This is a genomic window from Bacillus sp. FJAT-28004, assembly GCF_001280845.1.
Taxonomy (GTDB): domain Bacteria; phylum Bacillota; class Bacilli; order Paenibacillales; family Paenibacillaceae; genus Pristimantibacillus.
On record NZ_LGHP01000001.1, the window covers coordinates 1,784,667 to 1,806,530 of the forward strand.

The 21,864-nt window shown below is 46.0% G+C and carries 18 protein-coding genes and 1 other annotated feature; of the genes, 16 read left to right on the top strand and 2 right to left on the bottom strand.

The window, feature by feature from the left end; genetic code table 11:
• The first annotated feature begins 60 nt into the window (after nucleotides 1-60).
• Nucleotides 61-1,302: a CynX/NimT family MFS transporter gene (locus AC787_RS07380; protein WP_235560924.1), complete on the top strand. Its 1,242-nt coding sequence runs from the start codon at nucleotides 61-63 to the stop codon at nucleotides 1,300-1,302.
• A gap of 100 nt (nucleotides 1,303-1,402) precedes the next feature.
• Nucleotides 1,403-1,656 (top strand) — a binding site (T-box leader).
• Nucleotides 1,657-1,739: 83 nt separating this feature from the next.
• The gene (leuS, locus tag AC787_RS07385; protein WP_054024186.1) at nucleotides 1,740-4,178 is read left to right on the top strand and encodes a leucine--tRNA ligase; all 2,439 of its coding nucleotides are present in this window, start codon (nucleotides 1,740-1,742) and stop codon (nucleotides 4,176-4,178) included.
• A 40-nt stretch (nucleotides 4,179-4,218) separates the two neighbouring features.
• Here the strand turns inward: leuS and comER are convergent, their stop codons facing one another.
• Nucleotides 4,219-5,058, bottom strand: coding sequence for a late competence protein ComER (gene comER / locus AC787_RS07390; protein ID WP_054024187.1), 840 nt, complete (start codon nucleotides 5,056-5,058; stop codon nucleotides 4,219-4,221).
• A 195-nt stretch (nucleotides 5,059-5,253) separates the two neighbouring features.
• Here comER and AC787_RS07395 point away from each other — a divergent pair, with 195 nt between their 5' ends.
• From AC787_RS07395 to holA, 7 genes are all read left to right on the top strand, one after another.
• Nucleotides 5,254-5,802 (top strand): ComEA family DNA-binding protein, encoded by a 549-nt coding sequence (locus AC787_RS07395; protein WP_054024188.1) that lies wholly within the window; start codon nucleotides 5,254-5,256, stop codon nucleotides 5,800-5,802.
• A gap of 78 nt (nucleotides 5,803-5,880) precedes the next feature.
• On the top strand, nucleotides 5,881-7,173 hold the full coding sequence (locus AC787_RS07400; protein ID WP_054024189.1) for a homocysteine synthase: 1,293 nt from the start codon (nucleotides 5,881-5,883) through the stop codon (nucleotides 7,171-7,173).
• A gap of 153 nt (nucleotides 7,174-7,326) precedes the next feature.
• Nucleotides 7,327-7,857 (top strand): deoxycytidylate deaminase, encoded by a 531-nt coding sequence (locus tag AC787_RS07405; RefSeq protein WP_054024190.1) that lies wholly within the window; start codon nucleotides 7,327-7,329, stop codon nucleotides 7,855-7,857.
• A gap of 107 nt (nucleotides 7,858-7,964) precedes the next feature.
• The gene (locus AC787_RS07410; RefSeq protein ID WP_054024191.1) at nucleotides 7,965-10,550 is read left to right on the top strand and encodes a DNA internalization-related competence protein ComEC/Rec2; all 2,586 of its coding nucleotides are present in this window, start codon (nucleotides 7,965-7,967) and stop codon (nucleotides 10,548-10,550) included.
• A gap of 384 nt (nucleotides 10,551-10,934) precedes the next feature.
• On the top strand, nucleotides 10,935-11,483 hold the full coding sequence (locus AC787_RS07415; protein ID WP_053376850.1) for an RNA polymerase sigma factor: 549 nt from the start codon (nucleotides 10,935-10,937) through the stop codon (nucleotides 11,481-11,483).
• On the top strand, nucleotides 11,480-12,451 hold the full coding sequence (locus tag AC787_RS07420) for an anti-sigma factor family protein (protein ID WP_054024192.1): 972 nt from the start codon (nucleotides 11,480-11,482) through the stop codon (nucleotides 12,449-12,451). Before AC787_RS07415 ends, AC787_RS07420 begins: the two co-directional genes overlap by 4 nt.
• 258 nt (nucleotides 12,452-12,709) lie before the next feature.
• Nucleotides 12,710-13,744, top strand: coding sequence for a DNA polymerase III subunit delta (gene holA / locus AC787_RS07425; RefSeq protein WP_054024193.1), 1,035 nt, complete (start codon nucleotides 12,710-12,712; stop codon nucleotides 13,742-13,744).
• 137 nt (nucleotides 13,745-13,881) lie between these two features.
• Here the strand turns inward: holA and rpsT are convergent, their stop codons facing one another.
• Nucleotides 13,882-14,154: a 30S ribosomal protein S20 gene (rpsT, locus tag AC787_RS07430; RefSeq protein ID WP_054024194.1), complete on the bottom strand. Its 273-nt coding sequence runs from the start codon at nucleotides 14,152-14,154 to the stop codon at nucleotides 13,882-13,884.
• Nucleotides 14,155-14,371: 217 nt separating this feature from the next.
• On the opposite strand from rpsT, the gene gpr reads away from it, so the two are divergent.
• The 7 genes from gpr (at nucleotide 14,372) to AC787_RS07465 (ending at nucleotide 21,651) form a co-directional block, all read left to right on the top strand.
• A complete protein-coding gene (gene gpr / locus AC787_RS07435; protein WP_054024195.1) occupies nucleotides 14,372-15,379 on the top strand; it encodes a GPR endopeptidase in 1,008 nt (335 codons plus the stop codon).
• Nucleotides 15,380-15,591: 212 nt separating this feature from the next.
• A complete protein-coding gene (locus tag AC787_RS07440; protein ID WP_054024196.1) occupies nucleotides 15,592-16,851 on the top strand; it encodes a stage II sporulation protein P in 1,260 nt (419 codons plus the stop codon).
• Nucleotides 16,852-16,890: 39 nt separating this feature from the next.
• Nucleotides 16,891-17,331 (top strand): hypothetical protein, encoded by a 441-nt coding sequence (locus AC787_RS07445; RefSeq protein ID WP_054024197.1) that lies wholly within the window; start codon nucleotides 16,891-16,893, stop codon nucleotides 17,329-17,331.
• 80 nt (nucleotides 17,332-17,411) lie between these two features.
• Entirely contained in the window at nucleotides 17,412-19,229 is a 1,818-nt protein-coding gene (lepA, locus tag AC787_RS07450; RefSeq protein ID WP_054024198.1) for a translation elongation factor 4, read from the top strand.
• A 135-nt stretch (nucleotides 19,230-19,364) separates the two neighbouring features.
• Nucleotides 19,365-20,543 (top strand): radical SAM family heme chaperone HemW, encoded by a 1,179-nt coding sequence (gene hemW, locus AC787_RS07455; RefSeq protein ID WP_054024199.1) that lies wholly within the window; start codon nucleotides 19,365-19,367, stop codon nucleotides 20,541-20,543.
• An 83-nt stretch (nucleotides 20,544-20,626) separates the two neighbouring features.
• Nucleotides 20,627-21,097, top strand: a complete 471-nt coding sequence (locus tag AC787_RS07460; RefSeq protein ID WP_054024200.1) for an N-acetyltransferase — start codon at nucleotides 20,627-20,629, stop codon at nucleotides 21,095-21,097.
• A 278-nt stretch (nucleotides 21,098-21,375) separates the two neighbouring features.
• The gene (locus AC787_RS07465) at nucleotides 21,376-21,651 is read left to right on the top strand and encodes a hypothetical protein (protein WP_054024201.1); all 276 of its coding nucleotides are present in this window, start codon (nucleotides 21,376-21,378) and stop codon (nucleotides 21,649-21,651) included.
• Nucleotides 21,652-21,864: the final 213 nt, after the last annotated feature.

The following is a 21,864-nucleotide window of genomic DNA, read 5'->3' on the forward strand; positions in this document are numbered from 1 at the left end:
GCAGTTATATGGGAAAATAAACAACTTAGAACGAACAGCATGAGAAAGAAGGATTACTTCGTGAAAATCAATAACTCTAATTTAGCATCAGCATCAACAACTTCTGCTAAGGTGGCTGTAACAAGCACGTGGCTTCTGCTACTTGGCATTTTGCTAATTGCCGCTAATTTGCGAGCACCACTAACGGCTGTTGGGCCAATTGTATCTGAAATTCAACGTTCATTCGGCATCTCCAGCGCATTAACAGGTTTGCTAACGACCTTGCCGCTGCTTGCGTTTGCACTTATTTCGCCACTTGTGCCACGTATTGCGCAGCGCATAAGTATGGAAAATACACTTTTTATTGCAATGGTTGTACTCACGGGCGCAATCGTTATTCGATCACTACCGACCATAGCAGCTTTATTTGTAGGAACGATCCTGCTTGGCATGGCGATTGCAGTTGCCAATGTTTTGCTTCCAAGCATGATAAAAAGGGATTTCCCGGCGACAGTCGGTTTAATGACCGGTTTGTATTCCGTCGTAATGAACTTAGGCGCGGCCTTAGCTTCGGGGTTTAGCATTCCCATAACAGAGGAGCTTTCGTTTGGCTGGCAAGGGATGCTTGCCTGCTGGGCGCTGCTCGCGCTCATTGCTACTGCAGCTTGGGTACCGCAAATTCGTTCGTTTGCCCGCAAGGACAAAAACAAGGCAGCAACGAGTGGTGAGAAGGGCGGCAGTCTGCTACGCTCTGGCTTAGCTTGGCAGGTGGCCTTATTTATGGGCCTTCAATCGTTTTGCTTCTACGTTAATATATCATGGCTGCCTGAAATCTTGTTTGACCGTGGTATGAGTCACATTGATGCAGGCTGGATGCTATCATTGCTGCAATTTGTAAGTCTGCCCGCCACATTCATCATACCAGTCATTGCGGGAAAACAAGCAAGTCAAAGAATGCTCGTCATCATTACCTCTATATTGCTGCTTTGCGGCTACTTAGGTCTTCTTAGCGGAAATGTGGATCTCATTCCGATTTGTATGATATTACTCGGAATTGCCGGCGGCTCCGGCTTTAGTCTCGCGGTTATGTTTTTCGTGCTTCGGACGAGCAGCACGAGACAATCGGCTCAGCTATCGGGAATGGCACAATCGCTGGGTTATCTGCTTGCAGCTGCAGGCCCGCTGTTGTTTGGCCTTATTCATGATTTGACGAACAATTGGACGATTTCATTAGTTATGTTAGTTGTGGTTGCTGTTATTTTTGGAATGATAGGTTTTGGAGCTGGAGCGAATAAAACAATATCGGGACTACAAGTGAAATAATAATGGAGTATGAAATCGCATCTTATCCATTTAAGTTCCTGTTCGTTCTCTTGACACCGAACCGTGCAATCTTTATAATCGAAACTAACGATTTTATGCATATGGAGCGTTGAAGAGGAACAGTAATTTCGTTTGTTAGGCCTAGAGAGCCGGCGATTTATGGTGGAAGCCGGACCTGCAGCGAAATGAAGCTCGCCTTGGAGCTGTGCGATTAACGTAACGATGAGAGCAACGCATCGATTGCGAGAAAAAGCACCGTTTGGCCCGCGATAAGGGCGACAAGTGAGCGATGGACAAAGCATGTCTGCCGCTAACTAGGGTGGTACCACGGGAGAACAACCTCTCGTCCCTAGCGATAATTCGCTAGGGGCGAGAGGTTTTATGTTTTTTTTGTGCGATTAAGCATTCAGCATTTATTTGAGAGAGGATATGAGCATATGACTCAAGAACAGCAATTTCACGGCTATAACCCACTTGTTGTCGAGCCGAAATGGCAGCAATTCTGGGATAAAAACAAAACGTTCCAAACGACAGAGGATGCGGAAAAACCAAAGTTTTATGCATTAGATATGTTTCCTTATCCATCAGGAGCAGGCTTGCATGTAGGGCATCCAGAAGGTTATACAGCTACAGATATCGTGTCTCGCTACAAAAGAATGAAGGGCTACAACGTTCTTCATCCGATGGGCTGGGATGCGTTCGGATTGCCTGCGGAGCAGCATGCGCTTGATACAGGACAGCACCCGCGTGATATTACATTTGTAAACATAGATAATTTCCGCAGACAAATAAAATCGCTTGGTTTCTCATACGATTGGGATCGTGAGATTAGTACGACGGATCCTGAATATTATAAATGGACGCAATGGATTTTTATCCAATTGTACAATAGAGGACTCGCATATGTAGCCGAAGTATCGGTTAACTGGTGTGAAGCTCTTGGAACAGTGCTTGCCAATGAAGAGGTCATTAACGGCCTGAGTGAGCGGGGCAATCATCCGGTTGTTCGCAAGCCAATGCGCCAATGGATTTTGAGAATTACGGAATACGCAGATCGCTTATTGGATGATTTGGAAGAGCTTGATTGGTCGGAGAGCATTAAAGATATGCAGCGCAACTGGATTGGGAAATCGAAAGGCGCTGAGGTTACCTTTGAGATAGACGGTCATGATTCCGCATTAGTCGTATTTACGACTCGTCCAGATACATTGTTTGGCGCGACTTACTGTGTATTGGCACCGGAGCATGAGCTTGTTGCACAAATCGTGACAGCGGAGCAAAAAGCAGCCGTTGAAGCCTATCAAGTGGCAGCTGCCCGCAAAAGCGACCTTGAGAGAACGGATTTGGCTAAAGACAAATCTGGCGTATTCACAGGCGCTTACGCGATCAACCCGGTTAACGGCGTAAAAACGCAAATCTGGATTGCAGATTATGTACTCGCTGGTTATGGAACGGGCGCTATTATGGCGGTTCCAGGTCATGATGCTCGTGACTGGGAGTTTGCTAAGCAATTCGAATTGCCAATCGTTGAAGTCGTGCAGGGCGGAGATGTTTCGAAGGAAGCTTATGCAGGCGACGGGAAACATATCAATTCTGAATTCTTGAACGGCTTGACGAATGAGGAAGCCATTGCGAAGATGATTGAGCATCTGGATGAATCGGGCAAAGGCAAAGGGAAAGTAACGTACCGTTTGCGCGATTGGCTGTTCAGCCGTCAACGCTACTGGGGTGAGCCGATTCCGATCCTTCACTTGGAGGATGGAACGATGAAGACAGTTCCTGAGGATCAGCTGCCGCTTCTGCTGCCTGATGTTGATGCGATCAAACCTTCAGGAACAGGTGAATCCCCGCTTGCGAACGTGACGGAATGGGTCAATACAATCGATCCTGAAACAGGCATGAAGGCAAGACGCGAGACAAATACGATGCCGCAATGGGCAGGCAGCTGCTGGTACTACTTGCGCTTCATCGATCCTAAAAACGATAAGCAGCTTTGTTCGCCAGAGAAGCAAAAGCAATGGCTTCCGGTTGACCTTTACATCGGCGGCGCTGAGCATGCTGTGCTTCATTTGCTTTACGCTCGTTTCTGGCACAAGGTGCTTTATGATATCGGCGTTGTAGATACGAAGGAGCCGTTCCACAAGCTTGTCAATCAAGGCATGATCCTTGGAAACAACAATGAAAAAATGTCCAAATCACGTGGAAATGTCATTAATCCTGATGATATCGTAAACGAGTTTGGCGCAGATACGCTTCGTATGTACGAAATGTTTATGGGTCCTCTTGAAGCGACGAAACCTTGGAACACGAATGGCGTTGAAGGAACATACCGTTTCCTTAGCCGTGTATGGCGTTTGTTCGTAAATGAGGATGGCAGCCTGAATGCCAAAATCGGAGATGGCGAAACAAGTGATGCATTCAAACGCACATGGCATCGTTCAATCAAGAAGATTACAGAAGATTATGAGGGTCTGCGCTTCAACACCGTAATCAGTCAACTGATGATTTTTGTCAACGAAGCATACAAAACAGAAGTTCTTCCGCAGGCAGCAATGGAGCAATTCGTTCAATTGATATCTCCAATTGCGCCGCATATCGCGGAAGAGCTGTGGGAGAAACTTGGTCGTACGGATTCACTTACCTACGCGGCATTCCCAACGTTCGAGGAAGCTTGGACGGTTGATCAAGAAGTTGAGATCGTCGTACAAGTTAACGGTAAAATCGCAGATCGTGTTTCCATTGCAGCTGATATGGATGTTGCAGAGATGGAGAGCTTAGCGAAAGAGCTTGAGAAAGTGCAAGAGCTTATTTCCGGCAAAACGATCCGCAAAGTCATTGCTGTAAAAGGCAAACTAGTCAACATCGTTGCAGGTTAAGACAAACAGAAGAGGTGAGCGGGCTTTAGCTGAAGAACAGCTATTGACCGTTCACCTCTTTGCCTATAAAAGCGGTCGAGACCTTGACCACATCTTCATCGAACTTAGCATGAGTCGTACGGATGAGCTGATTGAATACGCCTTCTGTCTCGCGGCGCAGCAGGTTTAGTGCTTGGGCTGTAATCCCGCCAGGGACGGCAACTCTCTCTTGCACCTCTGCTGGTGTAAGTCCACCTTCGGTCAGCAGCAAGCCTGTTCCGAGCAGCATAGCGCTTGCTACCCGAAGAGCTTCCTCTCGGCTAATGCCCGTTTCTTCAACAGCTGCATCAACAAATTGCTCGAGCAGGAAGGAGATAAAGGCAGGTCCGCAGCTTGAAAGATCGGATACGATGCGCGTATAGCTTTCATCTATTCGCAGCGGCTGGCTGATATGGGATAATAAGTCCTCCAGCTGAGCCTTATCATTTTCATCAATCGTTTCACCATAAATGCAAAGCGATGCTCCGCTCCACACATAATTTGTAATGCTTGGAATAACCTTGGCCACCTTGCAATTGAGTTCCCCTTCAAGATGAGAGATAAGCACTGGACTCGTTATAGAGATGACAATTTGATTGGGCCTAACGCTCGACCTCAAATCGTCGACCACAGTTTTGAACTCCGAGGGCTTCACACACAAAAAAATGATATCGCAGCCGCAGGCAGCCGCAGCATTCGTATATTCGGCTCTCATGCCGGAATAACGGTTGGCCAAAGCTTGCGCTTTTGCAAAGGTGCGGTTACTGATGGCAATTTGTTTTGGAGATAATGCACCTGATGCTATCAAAGCTTCAATGAGCAGGCTTCCCATTGTGCCCGTCCCGATAAATCCGACATTCATGCTGAACCCTCCTATAGGTTTGGCGCGCACAGCCAGCTTCAAATAATAGACAAGGCCATATGCGAACAAATCCCGAGTCAAAGACTTTTGTATCTTTAGCCGTTTCATGTGCTCTCTTACCTTATTCCGCAGGACTTGTTTTATATGTCACCAATTACCAACTATTTTGTCACTTTCAAAGGGGGATGGGATGAGGTGAAAGCTTCAGCTGGTACAATTTCTGGCAAGGTCATTTTATTTGCTTCTATATTAATCCTAACGGCTGCGGTATTGTTGGCAGCTGCTTTTATGGAGCCTAAACAGACGGAAACAGGAGAGTGGGTTCCATTAAACGAAGCTGTGAAAACGGCGATAACCTCGCTTGATGCGACGAATGCAGGCGAAGGAGTCGCTCAGAACAAGAGTGATAAACAAGCGATTTCAGAAAAGCAGCTAGATGCACAAGCTACGAGCGTGGCTAAAAATACAGTGCCGGATGAGACAGGCGCTTCAACAGCGCCAATGACATCTGCATTACCCGTAACTGATTCAGATATAGGATATGCTGGGAAACTTGATATCAACCGGGCTACTGCAGCGGAACTCGATGATTTAAAAGGGATCGGGCCATCCAAAGCGCAAGCTATTATTGATGATAGAGAAAAAAACGGGAAATATGCTTCAGCGAATGATCTGCTCCGTGTCAAGGGAATTGGAGAAAAACTAGTGCAGGGAATAGAAGATAGCATTGTAGCTCGTCCATAATTGTGAGAGAATGGAAAGAAGCGGGCATTTACACTTCCGTTTGCCATTATCTATTAACTCATTGAAGGAGTCGAGAAAATGTCAGAACAACGCAAGCTTACCCTTGACACACTATCCGTCCACGGAGGTCAGCAAATCGATCCGACTACGATGTCGCGCGCGGTACCTATCTACCAGACGACATCTTACGGATTCAAAGATACAGATCATGCAGCTAATTTATTTGCATTGCAGGAGTTTGGAAATATTTATTCTAGAATTATGAACCCGACATCGGATGTTTTTGAGAAACGTGTAGCTGAATTAGAAGGTGCTCCGGCAGCCTTAGCAGTTGCTTCTGGTCAATCGGCAATTACATATGCGATTCTTAATATTGCAGGAGCTGGCGATGAGATCGTTTCCGCTACAAGCTTGTATGGAGGTACATATAACTTATTCTCAATGACGCTTGCGAAGCTTGGCATTACAGTGAGATTTGTAGATCCGTCGAATCCGGAGAACTTCCGCGGTGCAATTAACGAACGTACGAAAGCAGTATATGCCGAAACGATCGGAAATCCTAAAGGCGATGTTATCGATCTTGAAGCGGTTGCTGCGATTGCGCATGAGAACGGTATTCCATTTATCGTTGACAACACATTCCCGAGCCCATACTTGTGCAGACCGATTGAGCATGGAGCAGATATTGTGGTGCATTCCGCAACCAAATTTATCGGCGGGCATGGAACATCGATCGGCGGCATCATTGTAGACGGTGGAAAGTTTGATTGGAAAGCTAGCGGCAAATTCCCTGGCTTGACTGAGCCGGATCCAAGCTACAATGGCGTTGTTTACACGGATGCAGTTGGTCCTGTCGCTTATATCATCAAAGCACGCGTGCAATTGCTAAGAGATATGGGAGCTGCCATTTCACCATTCAATTCATTCCTATTGCTTCAAGGTCTTGAGACGCTGCATCTTCGGATGGAACGTCATAGCTCAAATGCACAAAAGGTAGCTGAATTTTTGGAAGGCCATGAAGCGGTTGAGTGGGTTAATTACCCAGGACTTCCAAGCCACCCGTCATATGACCTTGCACAAAAATATTTGCCTAAGGGCAAAGGCGCTATTATGACATTCGGCATTAAAGGTGGAGTGGAAGCGGGCAAGAAAGTCATTAACTCGGTTCAGCTGTTCTCCCATTTGGCTAACGTCGGCGATTCCAAGTCGCTAATCATTCATCCGGCAAGCACAACGCATCTACAATTGTCTGAGGAGCAGCAATCAAATGCGGGCGTTTCACCAGGGATGATTCGTCTATCGATCGGTACAGAAGGTATTGATGATATTTTGGCGGACATTGAGCAAGCCATTGCTGCCAGCCAAGAATAAAGCCTTAGCGTCCTCTGGATGCTGAAGCAGCGTTGACGGAGAAATATAAGATAAGTAGGAGCAAAAGTTATACTTTCTTATATTTCAACAAATTTAACGATAAATAAATACAACTAGATCATCAGATGCAGCATGAGAGAGGAAGTTGAAGTTATGAACACCCAAACGAAGGATAGCGACCGCAAGGACTGGGACACGTATTTTATGGATATTGCTTATATGGTTTCGACGCGTTCGCGTTGTCCGCGCAGGCATGTTGGAGCTGTTCTTGTACAAGGAAAAAAACTGCTCGGTACAGCATATAACGGAGCGCCAATGGGCGTGCAGGACTGTCTTGAGGCAGGCTGCATGATTTCGGAGGAAGTTGAGATGAAGCAGGTCGACGGCAAGGAGCAGCTATTCAAGAAGCAGCGATGTATCCGAACGATACATGCAGAGCAAAACTTGCTGCTGTTCACGGATCGTACCGATCGCGAAGGATCAACCGTATATGTTACCGATCAGCCTTGCTGGACTTGCGCCAACATGCTTGCGAACAGCGGAGTTATCGAAATCGTCTATCATCGCAGTTATCCTAAAGACAGTGAAAAGGTGATTCATCTGATGGCCCAGAAAGGTATTGTTTTCCGTCGTTTGGATCATTTCGAACCACCTGCTCAGGCGCATATGGATGTAACATCATAGCGCAGCTTATAGAATAGTAGAACTGAGGAGGAACCTCTGATTGCATCTTTAGATGCGTCAGGGGTTCTTTTTTTGTTTTGAGGATTAGTGAAATGGGGGAGCTATAGGTGAATCGACGTCCATTGATTTGGTTTGCGATCTGCTGGGTGTTCGGGAGCGCCGCTGCTGCAGGTTTGAACAGCAGCGGCGTTTGGCTTGCGGCGGGAGCGGGTATACTGCTGGCAGCCGCCGCAGTGCTGTGCAGCCAAGCGACGTGGCAGCTTGCGGCGGCTTGTACTTTGGCAGTGTGCCTAGCCGCTGGAGAACGGTTATGGGCAGATGCCCGTAACGTGACTGAGCTGCCAGCACTGCTCGCCGCCGCTGAGGCGGATGGACCGCGAGCTGCGTATGCGGCGGAGGCGGAGGGTGTGATTGTGTCGGCGGTGGAGGTCGACGGCGACCGCGCGATGTTTCGCGTGGAGGCGCATAGCATCCACGCCCAGGGTGAAGCCGCTGCGCAAGAGGTGCGCGAGCGATTGATCGTGCATGTCCGGCTAGCGGAGCAGCCGGAGCAGGCCATCGCCGCGGCTTGGCAGCGCGGCGACAAAGTGCGCATTGCCGGCGAGCTCACTCGGCCGGCTGGCGCATCCAATAGCGGCGGGTTTGATTACCGCCGCTATCTCAGCAGCCAGAGAATCCACTGGCTGCTCAAAGTGAAGGGCACCACCGCCGTAATGCCGGCGCCGGGCCCTAAGTGGACCGCGGCCGCGCTGCTTGGCCGCGTCGACAACGCGCGCGCATGGCTTGGCGCGCGAATGGATGCGCTGTATCCGTCCTCACAGTCCGGATACATGAAGGGTCTGGTCCTCGGCATTCGCGAGGACCTCGATCCAGAGCAGTTCCAGCAATTTTCAAGGCTTGGTTTAACGCATATTTTAGCTATTTCTGGTCTCCATGTTGCTGTGTTCCTCTATGCGCTAAGCGCCCTACTGCGTTTCGCACGAATTAGCCGCGAACGAATGCTGCTCATTCTTATGTTCTCCGTTCCATTTTATGTGCTGCTTGCTGGCGCTTCCCCTTCCATTGTTCGCGCCGGACTAATGTCCGTTCTGGGGTTGTTGGCTGCCCGGATGGGCAAGCTGAAGGATGGATTGCATCTGCTTGCTGCCGCTGCGGTGCTTATGCTTATTTATAACCCATTCTTTATCCAAGATGTAAGCTTCCAGCTGTCGTTTATCGTAACGGTTGGCTTAATCGTAGGTGTTCAGCCCGTACGGCAAGCGATGCCAAAGTGGCGGAGAGGAAAACCACTGCTTGATTTGGCAGCTGTTACGCTCGTTGCACAGATCGTATCTTTTCCACTAACGATCTATTATTTCAATCAGTTTCATGCGTTGTCTATGCTTGCTAATTTTTTGCTCGTTCCTTTTATCAGCTTTGTTGTCATGCCGCTTGGCGCAGTTGCCCTGCTGCTTGCAATACCTTGGGAAGGCGGAGGTAAGCTGCTTGCCTTTTGTTCACATTTTGCGAATGAGTGGACTTTTGCCTTTGTCGAGCAGTTATCCGAAATGGATTCGTTAAGAACGATTTGGGCAACACCGCCGCTTTGGTGGGTGTTAGCTTGGCTGCTTATATTTGGTGTCATATTCCGTGTTTTACGATTTTGGACAATACGAATCGCAGCGAAGCATGCGGAAGATGCAGCAAACTTAGAGGAAACAGCACCAATAGGAGCCGTTCATACTTACATAGGGATCAATGAAAGCAACCAAAAGATAAGCATTAGTTTGTATATGCTTATAGGGTTAGCGCTTATTATGCTTTTTTATGCCTATAAACCAGATTTATTAAGCCATGATGCTGTGGTCAGCTTTATCGATGTCGGTCAAGGGGATGCGGTACATATCCGTACGCCAAGCGGCAAGCATATTTTGATCGATGGCGGAGGTACAATGACCTATCGCAAGCCGGGTGAAGAGTGGAAGGAGCGGAGCGACCCTTTTGAAATTGGGAAAAAGGTACTTGTACCTTTACTAATGAAAAGAGGAGTTCGAGAAATCGATATTCTCGTGATTTCACATTTGGATAGTGATCATATTCGTGGTTTGAAAGCGGTATTGGAGTCCATTCCGATACGCAGCATTTGGTGGAACGGAACGGTTAAGGAGGCAGACGATGCGCAGCAGCTTTTAAAGCAAGTACTGGCGCTGCAAATTCCGATGTACAGTGCGGCTGCGGGCATGAAGCAGCAATTAGATCCAAACACGAAGGTGAGTGTTTTGTGGCCAATTGATGATAAGGAAGGCGTTGTGGAACAGCTTGAGGAACAGAATGAAGCAAGTGTCGTGCTCAGTGTTCAACTTTATCAATCCGTCTTCTTGTTTACCGGTGATATTAACGCTGCTGCGGAACGGGCTATCATACGGAATGAACAGCAGCAATCCTTAATGGTTCCTAAGCAAGCAACTGTCTCTGTCATGAAGATCGCGCACCATGGCAGTCGTTTTTCTACGAGCTCGGACTGGCTTGATTATTGGCAAGCACTTGGAGCGGTAGCTTCAGTAGGCGCAACGAATAGTTATGGTCATCCTAGCCCGGATGTACTATCTAGGTTAAACGATGCCGGAACCGCTTTGTGGCGAACAGATCGAGATGGCGAGGTACGATTTATTGTAACTAGCCGAGATTTATATACGTATACAATAAAAAATTGAGCAGAAGTTTAGAAAAAAACGGGGACAAGCAGCGATTGATCCGTCTTTATGTACAACAATTCGCATATCAAATGATAATCATTCATACTTAGGAATAAGGCAGTCAAGCTGTTTTCATTGGTTCTCGACTACTTTCTATATACGAGTTACTGGAAATTTGGTATCCTTTAATGTGGAGTTTATTTCGATTCTTTCACAGCATAGCGATTATCTGTAAATTTGTTATGATTCTTTCCTGCATGAAGCATGGCAGGATGTTCCACTAGGGGACAATCGCTCTGCTTGTTAAAACTTACTAAAAAAAATAAAGTAATTTTTCTATTTAATCTGCAACTTTTACCGCAACCAGTTCGTCAGAATGGTTGCAAGAGAGGGGGATCCTTCGTGGTGGAGCCGGAGCTTATAAGAGCCGCTCAGTCGGGAGATCGCGACGCTTTAATTACTCTTTTGCGAGAGATTGAAACACATGTTTATCGGACAGCCTATTATATATTAAATAATGAACAAGATGCCCTTGATGCAGCGCAAGAAGCGCTTATTCGCATCTATACAAAAATAGGCTCGTACGAAGAAAAAGCGCAATTCAAAACATGGATTCAGCGTATTGTAACAAACATTTGCATTGATAAGTTTCGGAGAAATAAACCGACCGTCTCAATAGATGAGCACGACATGGTATTCCACGAGAAACAAAACGTGGAGGACGAGGTAATGTCTGCTTACGCTGTTAAAGACATTCAAGCCGCAATCGATAAGCTTCCTGAGCATCATCGTGCGGTCGTCGTCCTTCGGTATTTACAGGATTTCTCTTACAATGAAATTGCAGATTCGCTTGATTTGCCGCTTAATACGGTGAAATCCTATTTATTCAGAGCTAGGCAGCAGCTGCAGACTTTACTCCATGATTATCAGAAAGGTGGTGTCCGGGGATGAATTGTCAAGAGGTGATGGAATTAATGCAAAGACAGCTAGACGGCGATCTTGATGAAAGCGAGATCGAAGTCTTGATGAATCATACTAGACAGTGTCCGGACTGTGCAGCCATGTTCGAGCGGTTAAAACTGTTGTCCGCCGAGCTTACCAGCTTGCCAAAAGTTATGCCGAGCTATAGCTTAGTCGATGCGATTATGCCTCAATTAGAGCGGATGGAACTGTTTGGTCAACCTGAAGCGGAACCGCCATCAATGGTCAGCAGAACGGAAGCTACAAAACGTCTCACGAAGCGAGAACGCCGCTGGCCGTCCATGCGCGTTATGAGCGGTGTGATCGCAGCCGGTATCGTTGCAGGATTATTTATAGTAACGTATAATTCAGGCTCGATCGGCGATATGAATGCTTCACTATCTACCGCCAAGCAATCGAATAACGCCGCGGCTGATATGATGAACGAAACGCCAGTGGAAATGTCGTATAGAACCGATAGCGGCACTGGAGACCAAGAAGTTAAGACAGAAACGGCAAAAAAAGGTGATGAATCAGATTCATCAGCATTGCCCACGACAAAAAGCACCGCTCAAAAACCTTTAACAGCTGACGGAGATAAAGGGATTGCTGGAGAACCTCTAGAAGAAGGTACTACAAAAGGCGATACTTCGAATTCGTCTGGAGGAACGGTTGATAACCAAGGCGAGAAGGGTTTTGGCATTCAATCGAGCAGCACTGGAATTGTTTCTCCAGATGGCCTTTATAACGGGAAAGTTGAGAATTTTAAAATTCAAGTTCTTGCCGCATCTGACCAATCGACTGTATTCACATCGCCGCGCAAAAACGGTGAACTGTTGAATCTAGTCTGGTCGGAGGACAGCACAAAGCTGACCTATGAGGTTCATGTTGAACAAGGGGCAATCGAGAAATATGTGATTGATCTTTCTACGCTAACGGAGCAGAAGGCCGGGCATTAATTTGAAATTTCCTCCGTATTGAGCGTGTTGCGTTCTACAAAACTAGAGGTTATTACGCACAATTATTTGGATTAATGCGTATAATGTTAGCAGCGATAGTGTCTGCGACGAACTCTTAACGTCGTATGACCATCCGCAGGGCGGTACCATGGACCTGCCTGCGAATGTTTATATAGATGTTCGGCAAAGGGATGAGGCTTTATACGGCTCATCCCTTTGTTGCCGTCTAATTGTACTTACTCGTGATGAGGTGAAGGTATGGATGCAAAGGAAGCATTAAAAGAGATTAAGGGCGGACGCTTTCGTCCAATCTATGTGCTTTATGGCAAGGATCGTTATCGCCTGCAGCAATTTATAAACGTATTAACCGAAGCGATGTTTACTGCTGAGGAGCGCGAGCTTGGCATTGTTAAATTTGATACGGCGGAAACCTCGATTGAGGAAGCTGTTCTTGAAGCGGAAACCTCGCCTTTTTTTGTACAGCGCAAACTTATCTTAATTCGAGATGCGACTGTTCTTTGTGCAGGGGGGAAAGAAGGCGGAAAGCTTGAGCATCGTCCAGAGAAGCTGATTCAGTACATGGAATACCCTTCTGAGACATCGATTATCGTCATCTCTGTCCAGTCAGAGAAACTGGATGAACGTCGAAAGCTTGTAAAGACGTTAAAGGATCGACATTCCCTAGTTCCGTTTCCCGAACTGGATGCAGCACAGCTTAAGCAATGGATGATTAAACGGGCAACTGACCAGCAAAGGACGTTGTCAGGTGATGCTGCTGAGCTGCTTCTGTCTCGTGTTGGAGCGAATATGCAGCAATTGTCGCAGGAAGTGGACAAGCTTTGTTTACATGCGGGCACAGGCGGTGTCATCAATGTAGAAACTGCATCACTGCTTACAGCGGCAACCGTCGAAGAAGACGTATTTGCTCTTGTAGATGCCATTGCAGAGCTTCGTATTGACCGGGCTATACGCATGTATAGGGAGCTGCTAGTTCGTCGTGAGGAACCCATTAAGATTGCTGCGCTTATCGCTAGGCAATTAAGAATTATGCTTCAAATCAAAGAGCTGGAGCAGCATCAATATTCACCTCAGCAAATGGCTGGTCAATTAGGCTTGCATCCGTACGCAGTCAAGCTTGCCGCAGAGAAAAGCCGAAAGTTTCAAGTGGCTAGACTAGGCAGGCTGCTTGCTTCACTTGCGGATCTTGATTATAAAATGAAAACTGGAGCAATCGATAAAACGCTCGGTTTAGAGCTTTATTTGCTTTCACTCGGCATGGAGAAGGGCGCTTAGCGTCCTTTCCATAGCCGTTTTTTTAATCAACAAAAAAGCTTCACCGCTCGGTAAGAGCAGTGAAGCTTTTTTGTTGTGCTAAACGACTTTCAGTTGACCAAGCGGACAACGTCATTCGTTTGAGCGGGTATCTTTGCTTAGGCTTGAGCCGAAAGGGCATTCAATCGTTTAGCAAGACGTGATTTTTTGCGGGAAGCCGCATTTTTATGAATCAGGCCTTTAGTTGCTGCTTTGTCCAATTTTATCGTTGCAGCGATAAGAGCTGCTTTAGCAGCTTCTACATCAGTGCCAGCGATAGCTTGGTCAGCAGATTTAACGGCCGAACGAAGTGCGGATTTTTGGGATGCATTCAAAGCACGACGCTTTTCACTTGTTTTAACGCGTTTAATCGCGGATTTAATATTTGGCATGGAATTCACCTCCTAAACTGTTTACAACGGTTTATCTACATCATAAACCTAGACAACACAACTTAAAGTATATTATCATGCTACTCCTCAAAAAGCAATAGCAGGAAGTATAGGTTGGATACAGTATTCTGTAAGGACGAAGGCTCATCTGCGAGTATGAAAATAATCCAACTGCAAACAATAACATCAGAACTGGTGTTTGAAGGGAGAATGATCAATGGAGAACGAGCTTGATTTGCAAAAATATAATGTTAGAACCGACTTGGCACTTGAAGCGAAGGAGATGGCTGAGGCCCCGCTTGGCGGACCAATACCAGGCATCCAATCTGAAACTTCCGAAGATGAAGGCATAACGATTACGCAGCTACATGTACAGAACGAGCAGGGTGCTCAGGCGATTGGCAAAATGCAAGGGCATTATGTAACAATCGAGGTTCCGGAGCTGCGAAATGGCGATACAGGTTTGCAGGACCGTGTGGCGACGCAGTTTGCTAAACATTTTGAAGCTTTCCTTGAACGGTTATCAATTAACAAAACAGCGCGAGTTCTAATTGTAGGCTTAGGCAACTGGAATGTTACACCGGATGCTCTTGGTCCGATTGTGGTAGAGAACGTGATGGTGACCCGTCATTACTTTGAGCTTATGCCAGATCAAGTCGCTCCTGGTTACCGTGCTGTAAGCGCAGTTGCTCCTGGAGTGCTTGGTATAACGGGTATTGAATCCAGTGAAATTGTACAGGGGATTGTTGAGAAGACGAGTCCGGAACTTGTCATTGCCATTGATGCATTAGCTTCTAAGGCTGTAGAGAGAGTCAATACGACGATCCAAATTGCAGATACGGGCATTCATCCGGGCTCAGGCATCGGCAATAAAAGAAAAGGGCTTACGAAAGAAATTTTAGGCGTTCCTGTTATTGCGATCGGTGTCCCTACGGTTGTTTACGCTTCGACCATCGTCAATAACACACTTGAAATGATGAGCAATCATTTTAAGAAGCAAACCGGCAACTCAGATCAAATTTTGGGTTTGGTGAATCAAATGGAAGAGAACGAGAGGCTGCAGCTAGTCAGGGAAGTGCTTAGTCCGCTTGGTCACGATCTTCTCGTTACACCAAAGGAAATTGACGAGTTTATTGAGGATATAGCGAATATTATTGCCAGTGGGCTTAATGCATCGCTGCATGAGGCGGTCGATTCAAACAATGTAGCTGCCTATACTCATTAATTCCATACGAGTTTGTAAAAACGAGGCTGACCTAAAGGTTTAACACCTTTGGGACAGCCTCTTTGTTTTGTTTTGGCGATGCTTACATTCCATAAACCAACTCTATCACCCGCGACTATTGTACATAGATTTAGTTCTATGAACTCTATTACTCTCATAGTTTAGTAGTGACTAAAGCGACAAGTACTATAAAGCGGGAGGTTATAAAACAAATGAAAAGAAAAATCATGCTGCTTGATATAGGAAAGGAAAGTAGACGAATGAGGCAATTGCTAACAACGGGACGTACGTTCGCGTTGCTCTCTTTTTGCTCTATGCTGTTTTTTATTTTGTTAGGTGTAGCGGGAATGGCGCACCAGCAAACGACAGCTTCGCCAGTTAATTCGATGAAAGGTTTCGCTGCTGCTGTATCGAGTGGTTTTTTTGGGGATATGCTAGAGATGGAAATGCCTTCTTTTCAAAGCAGTCGGGAAACGGATTCTTTTACATCCAAGCAAATAAGTGCGTTTCTCATGCGAGCTTTAACGGATATTAATCCTAACGATCCAAAAAGTCTGCTTGCAGGGGAGCTCCCTGGTATGGGAGTTAATGATGCTTACTTAATTCGTAAAGGTGTGGGCACGGATACAGCGGTAGGGCCGGAAGACAATGCCCCGATTACATATGATCCACTTGATGAATTAAATGAGGAAAATGGAACAGATGTATCAAACAATGGAACCGAAGTGGGGAATGAAGAGGAACCGCTGCCCGTGCAGACGGATAAGCCCTCTGAAGGAAACGGTGAGGGGGATAACGGTGAGCCTGTGAAGCCGACTAAGCCGACGACTGGCGGTAGGAAAGTGGCTTTTATCTATCACTCGCATAATCGTGAATCCTGGTACCCTGTGCTGACAGACAAGAAGAAGGACCCAAACTCTACTACAAAAAATATAACGCTGGTTGGGAAAAGGCTCGCGCAAAAGCTGGAGGAGAAGGGTGTAGGGGCGCAGCATTCCGATATCGATTATCCAACCGCTATTAAAGGCTATGATTGGAACTATTCCTATAAATATTCGATGAAAACGGTGAAGGAAGCCATTGCAAGCAGCAAGGATTTGAAATTTTTCTTTGATCTTCATCGTGATTCGCAGAAACGGAAATATACGACGATCGATATCGATGGCAAAAGCTACGCGCAAGTATATTTCATCATTGGGCATAAAAATCCGAATTGGGAAAAAAATGAAGCGTTTGCGACCAAAATTCATGAAGCGCTCGATAAAAAATACCCAGGCATATCACGCGGAATCTGGGGAAAAACAGCCTCTTCCGGCAATGCCGAATACAATCAATCGCTAGCCGAAGATAATGTGCTCATTGAAGTAGGCGGCGTAGACAACACACTCGATGAATCCTATCGTACGGCAGATGCCCTTGCTGAGGTTATCTCGGAAATTTATTGGGCGGATGAGAAAGCGTCGGCAAACTAGCTATCAACAACCTAAAGCAAGGAGAGGGGCGAAGAACAAGTGAAACGAAACGCGTTAAAATGGACGGTGCTGGGCGGCGCCATGGCCATTATCATAATGTACGGTATTGAAAGGTCCTCTGCGGGAATTGAGCGTATTTATGGGCCTATCGAAGGCGCGAACGGGAATACAGAGATGGAACAGGCGGAGCAGTATGTACAGCCAGCTAATGACTTTCAAAAGGAACAGCAGCAAAAAATTGCCCAGCTTGAGCAGGAGCTTAAGGAACTAAAGCGACTTGCTGCGTATGGAGAAGACGCTAATAAGGCGGAGACTGCTGAACCCTTGCCTATCGAGAACGAGAGGATGCCTGGCCTTCCGCTCAAAAATGATCAGCCAGCTGTCAACAAGATCGCAGATTCAACCTCAGGATTGCTGCAAAATATGTCAAGTGAAGGCATTCGAATGGTCGTATCTATATTCGATGGCTTGACGAAGTGATAATGAACATTGCTGGTCTTCCCCTTAACTGATATAATAGGAGGAATGAATAGCATTATTGGAAATTGTGGGGGTTAGGCATGACTGACGTACGTGACCGACAAAAGAGAATTAGGAATTTTTCCATTATCGCGCATATAGACCACGGAAAGTCTACGCTTGCTGACCGGATCTTAGAATTTACCGGCGCATTGACATCTCGCGAGATGCAAGAGCAGGTTCTTGACAAAATGGATTTGGAGCGGGAACGCGGAATTACCATTAAGCTGCAAGCGGTACGCTTAGCGTATACTGCAGATGACGGGATCGAGTATATACTCAATTTGATTGACACGCCTGGACACGTCGACTTTACATACGAGGTTTCACGTAGTCTCGCTGCTTGTGAAGGTGCTTTGCTCGTTGTTGATGCTGCGCAAGGCATTGAAGCTCAGACGCTCGCTAACGTATATTTGGCGTTAGATAACAATTTGGAAATCGTACCTGTTATTAACAAGATCGATTTGCCAAGTGCAGAGCCTGAACGGGTGAAGCAGGAAATCGAAGATGTAATTGGATTAGATGCCAGCGACGCGGTACTTGCTTCCGCAAAAGCTGGAATCGGCATTAAGGAAATACTGGAGCAGGTTGTTACGAAGATGCCTTCACCAGAAGGAGATCCAGATCAGCCGCTTAAAGCGCTTATTTTTGACTCCCATTATGATCCATACAAAGGCGTAATCGTTTATGTACGGGTTATGGATGGAAGCATCAAAGCAGGCAATAAAATTAAGTTTATGGCAACGGGAGCAGAATTTGAGGTCATCGAGGTTGGGGCATTCATGCCGAACATGGCGATCGTGAAGGAACTTGCGGTTGGTGATGTTGGTTTTGTCGTTGCGGGCATCAAGAACGTGAAGGACACGCGTGTCGGTGATACAATTACGGATGCGAAGAAACCTGCACTTGAACGTCTGCCAGGCTATCGTCAGATTAATCCGATGGTATTCTGTGGACTCTATCCAATCGAGACACAGGACTATAATGACTTGCGTGATGCGCTTGAGAAGCTGGAGCTTAACGACGCATCACTCAAATATGAGCCGGAATCATCAACTGCTTTGGGCTTTGGCTACCGTTGCGGATTTCTTGGTTTGCTTCATATGGAAATTATTCAAGAACGGATTGAACGGGAATTCAACATCCCACTTATTACGACAGCACCAAGCGTAGTTTACAAAATTACACTGACAAATGGTGATACGATGGAGATTGATAATCCATCGAACTATCCTGAAGCAGGCAAGCTTGACTTCGTAGAAGAGCCTTTCGTTAAGGCTGCTATCATTGTACCAAATGACTATGTCGGCGCAATCATGGAGCTTTGCCAGAACAAGCGGGGCGAATTCGTGAATATGGAATATTTGGATTTGAATCGTGTAACGCTTACGTATCAATTACCTTTGTCAGAAATTGTGTATGATTTCTTCGATCAGTTGAAATCAAGCACGAAAGGTTATGCATCGTTCGATTACGAGATATCGGGCTATCGCAGATCCAATCTGGTCAAAATGGACATTATGCTCAACAATGAACAGGTTGATGCTTTGTCTGTCATTGTCCACCGCGATCGTGCTTACCAACGCGGCAAGGTTATTTGCGAGAAGCTGAAGGAACTCATTCCGCGCCAAATGTTCGAGGTGCCGATTCAAGCTTCTATCGGCAACAAGATCATTTCACGTGAGACCGTAAAAGCAATGCGCAAAAACGTTCTTGCCAAATGCTACGGCGGTGACATTAGCCGGAAGCGTAAGCTTCTTGAAAAGCAGAAAGAAGGCAAGAAGCGGATGAAGCAAGTAGGTAGTGTAGAGGTGCCGCAGGAAGCGTTCATGGCGGTACTCAAAATCGGCGAGGATTAAAACGTACGAGGATGAGGGAGGGCGCTGCTCTCCCTCTTTTCTATTTAAATAAACTATATTATAGACTTATATTTCAATGCGGAATGTGAGCCGCGCCACGAGGATGCGGTATCAGCTGTTTACGCTTGAAGGAGAATGTTAACAATGACCATCACGCAATCACCACGCGCTTTATATATACACATCCCGTTTTGTACGAATAAATGCCATTATTGTGATTTCACTTCTTATGTTCTGAAAGGGCAGCCTGTCGATCAGTATCTTGATGCGCTTGAGCAAGAAATGCAGCGTACAGTAGCTGAGTGGCCTCCAGTAGAAATCGATACTGTTTTTGTTGGCGGCGGTACCCCTACCGTATTGACTCCTCCGCAAATGGAAAGGTTTCTGAAGGCTGTCCGTACGTATTTTCCGCTTGCCCCTGATGTGGAATTTACGATGGAAGCGAATCCAGGAACTACAGATATAGATAAGCTGACGGCTATGAAGGAAGGCGGCGTGAATCGCATCAGCTTCGGGGTTCAATCCTTTGATAATGGATTGCTGGAGCGTATTGGCCGCATTCATAGTGTAGATGATGTATATCGCAGCATCGAAAACGCGCGAAAAGTTGGATTTACCAACTTATCCATCGATTTAATGTTTGGACTGCCAGGTCAAACGGTAGAGTTATTGAGAGACAGTGTGAATAAAGCGATGGAGCTGGGATTGCCTCATTACTCAATCTATAGTCTTAAAGTAGAAGAAAACACATTGTTCCATAAGCTGTATGAGCGCAATGAGCTGCCTTTGCCTCCAGAGGAAGAGGAATTTAATATGTTCATTTTGCTCATGGACATGCTGAAGAAAAACGGTTACGGGCACTATGAAATTAGTAACTTCGCCGAACCAGGTTATGAGAGCCGTCATAATTCCACCTATTGGCGCAATGAGCCATACTACGGCTTGGGAGCAGGAGCACACGGTTATGTCAATCGCATGCGTCACGTTAATCTAAAAGGGATTACACCTTATATCGATGCGGCAGCGAGTAAGCTTCCGCGCCTCGAATCGTTTGAGGTTGCTGAGGCAGAGGCGATGGAGGATTTAATGATGGTAGGGCTCAGACTACTGGATGGCGTTCCGGCGTCACGCTTCTCGAATCAGTTTGAAGGTCAAAGGCTGGAGGACAAGTTTGGCGATGTGATTCATAAATTAATGAATGATGGCCTGTTGGAAGCTGAGCATACAGAAGACGATATCATTTATCGATTGACTGACAAAGGTGTACTTCTCGGGAACGAAGTTTTTGGTGCTTTCATCGGATATAACGGCTAAAATACTCTTGAGAAAAAATTCGTTGTGGTGTATATTTATTCATATTGATTATGATCTTGCACCGGGTGGAGGCGAATGCACAAATGCAGGCAGTACAGGTCGTATGCAGAAAAGCGACATCAAACGATATCGAGACTTTGTTTGAATTGATTAAAGGATATGCAGAGAAAGGCATTATGCTGCCTCGCACTCGGGAAGCGCTCGAATATATGATAGATACATTCGTCGTCGCGGAAATTGGGGAAGAAGTAGTTGGCTGTGGTTCACTGCTGCGGCTCGGTACGGAATTGGTTGAGATTCGTTCGCTTGGCATGTCCGAGGGCTACAAAGGCGTAGGAATTGGGAGCAAGCTGGTAGAGGCGTTGATCGAACAAGCAAGAGAGCAGCAAATTCCGAAGGTTATGGCTTTAACGTATGCGGTATCCTTTTTTGAGAAAAATGGCTTCAAGGTTGTAGACAAAGAAATTTTCCCGGAAAAGGTATGGAAGGATTGCGTCAATTGTCCAAAGCAGCTTGCGTGCGATGAGATAGCTGTTCTGAGAATGCTGAATTAAAGGGCATTTTATGATACGCGACTTCCATTTTTAAAAATAGAACTATTTTCCATTACCGCTAGAATAACCATACCCATCTTAAGTAGACACATGAAAAAACAATGCTGACAGCGCGTGCCGATACTCAATTGGTGTGCGCTGTTTCAGTTATGTTAGAAAGCATTGATGGTTGTAATAGCTTATTCAAATCCATTTGTCCAAACTCGTTGATAGTAATGATGCGCGTTTTGGTATATAGTCAAGGTAGATGTTTATTGTCATATAGAGGAGAAATAAAAATGAGCCAAAGAAAAGATCAAATCGTAGCAGTAGAAGATAAGCTAAAGCATGTAACAACAGTGCTTTTGAAGAAATGGGCAGGATTTAGCGGGTTTTATGGTTTTAAAGCAATGGGTTACGATGAGCTGTTCGCTTTGCTAAATACAAATGGCTGGAAAGTTATTATAGATGACTCTGTTGCTCCTTACCGAATCGTAGAATTATACCAAGGTGAAACACGCGTGAGAAGAGAAAAGTATGCAACTGATGAAGCAGGAAGAGTTCATAAAGTTTAAATCGTCGATAGGATGAGCCGCTACGCCATTATATTTTGATGGCGCAGCGGCTTTTCTTTTAAGCAAAAGTTGATGATTAAATTACGTTTTCTTGCGTGATTAAACAATTTGTCAGACGTTTAAATTGAAATAGGCACATGAAAAATGCTGAACTGACTTGACAATCGACAAGCTGGTTTGGTATTTTTGTAGTAATGATTAGCACTCGATCGG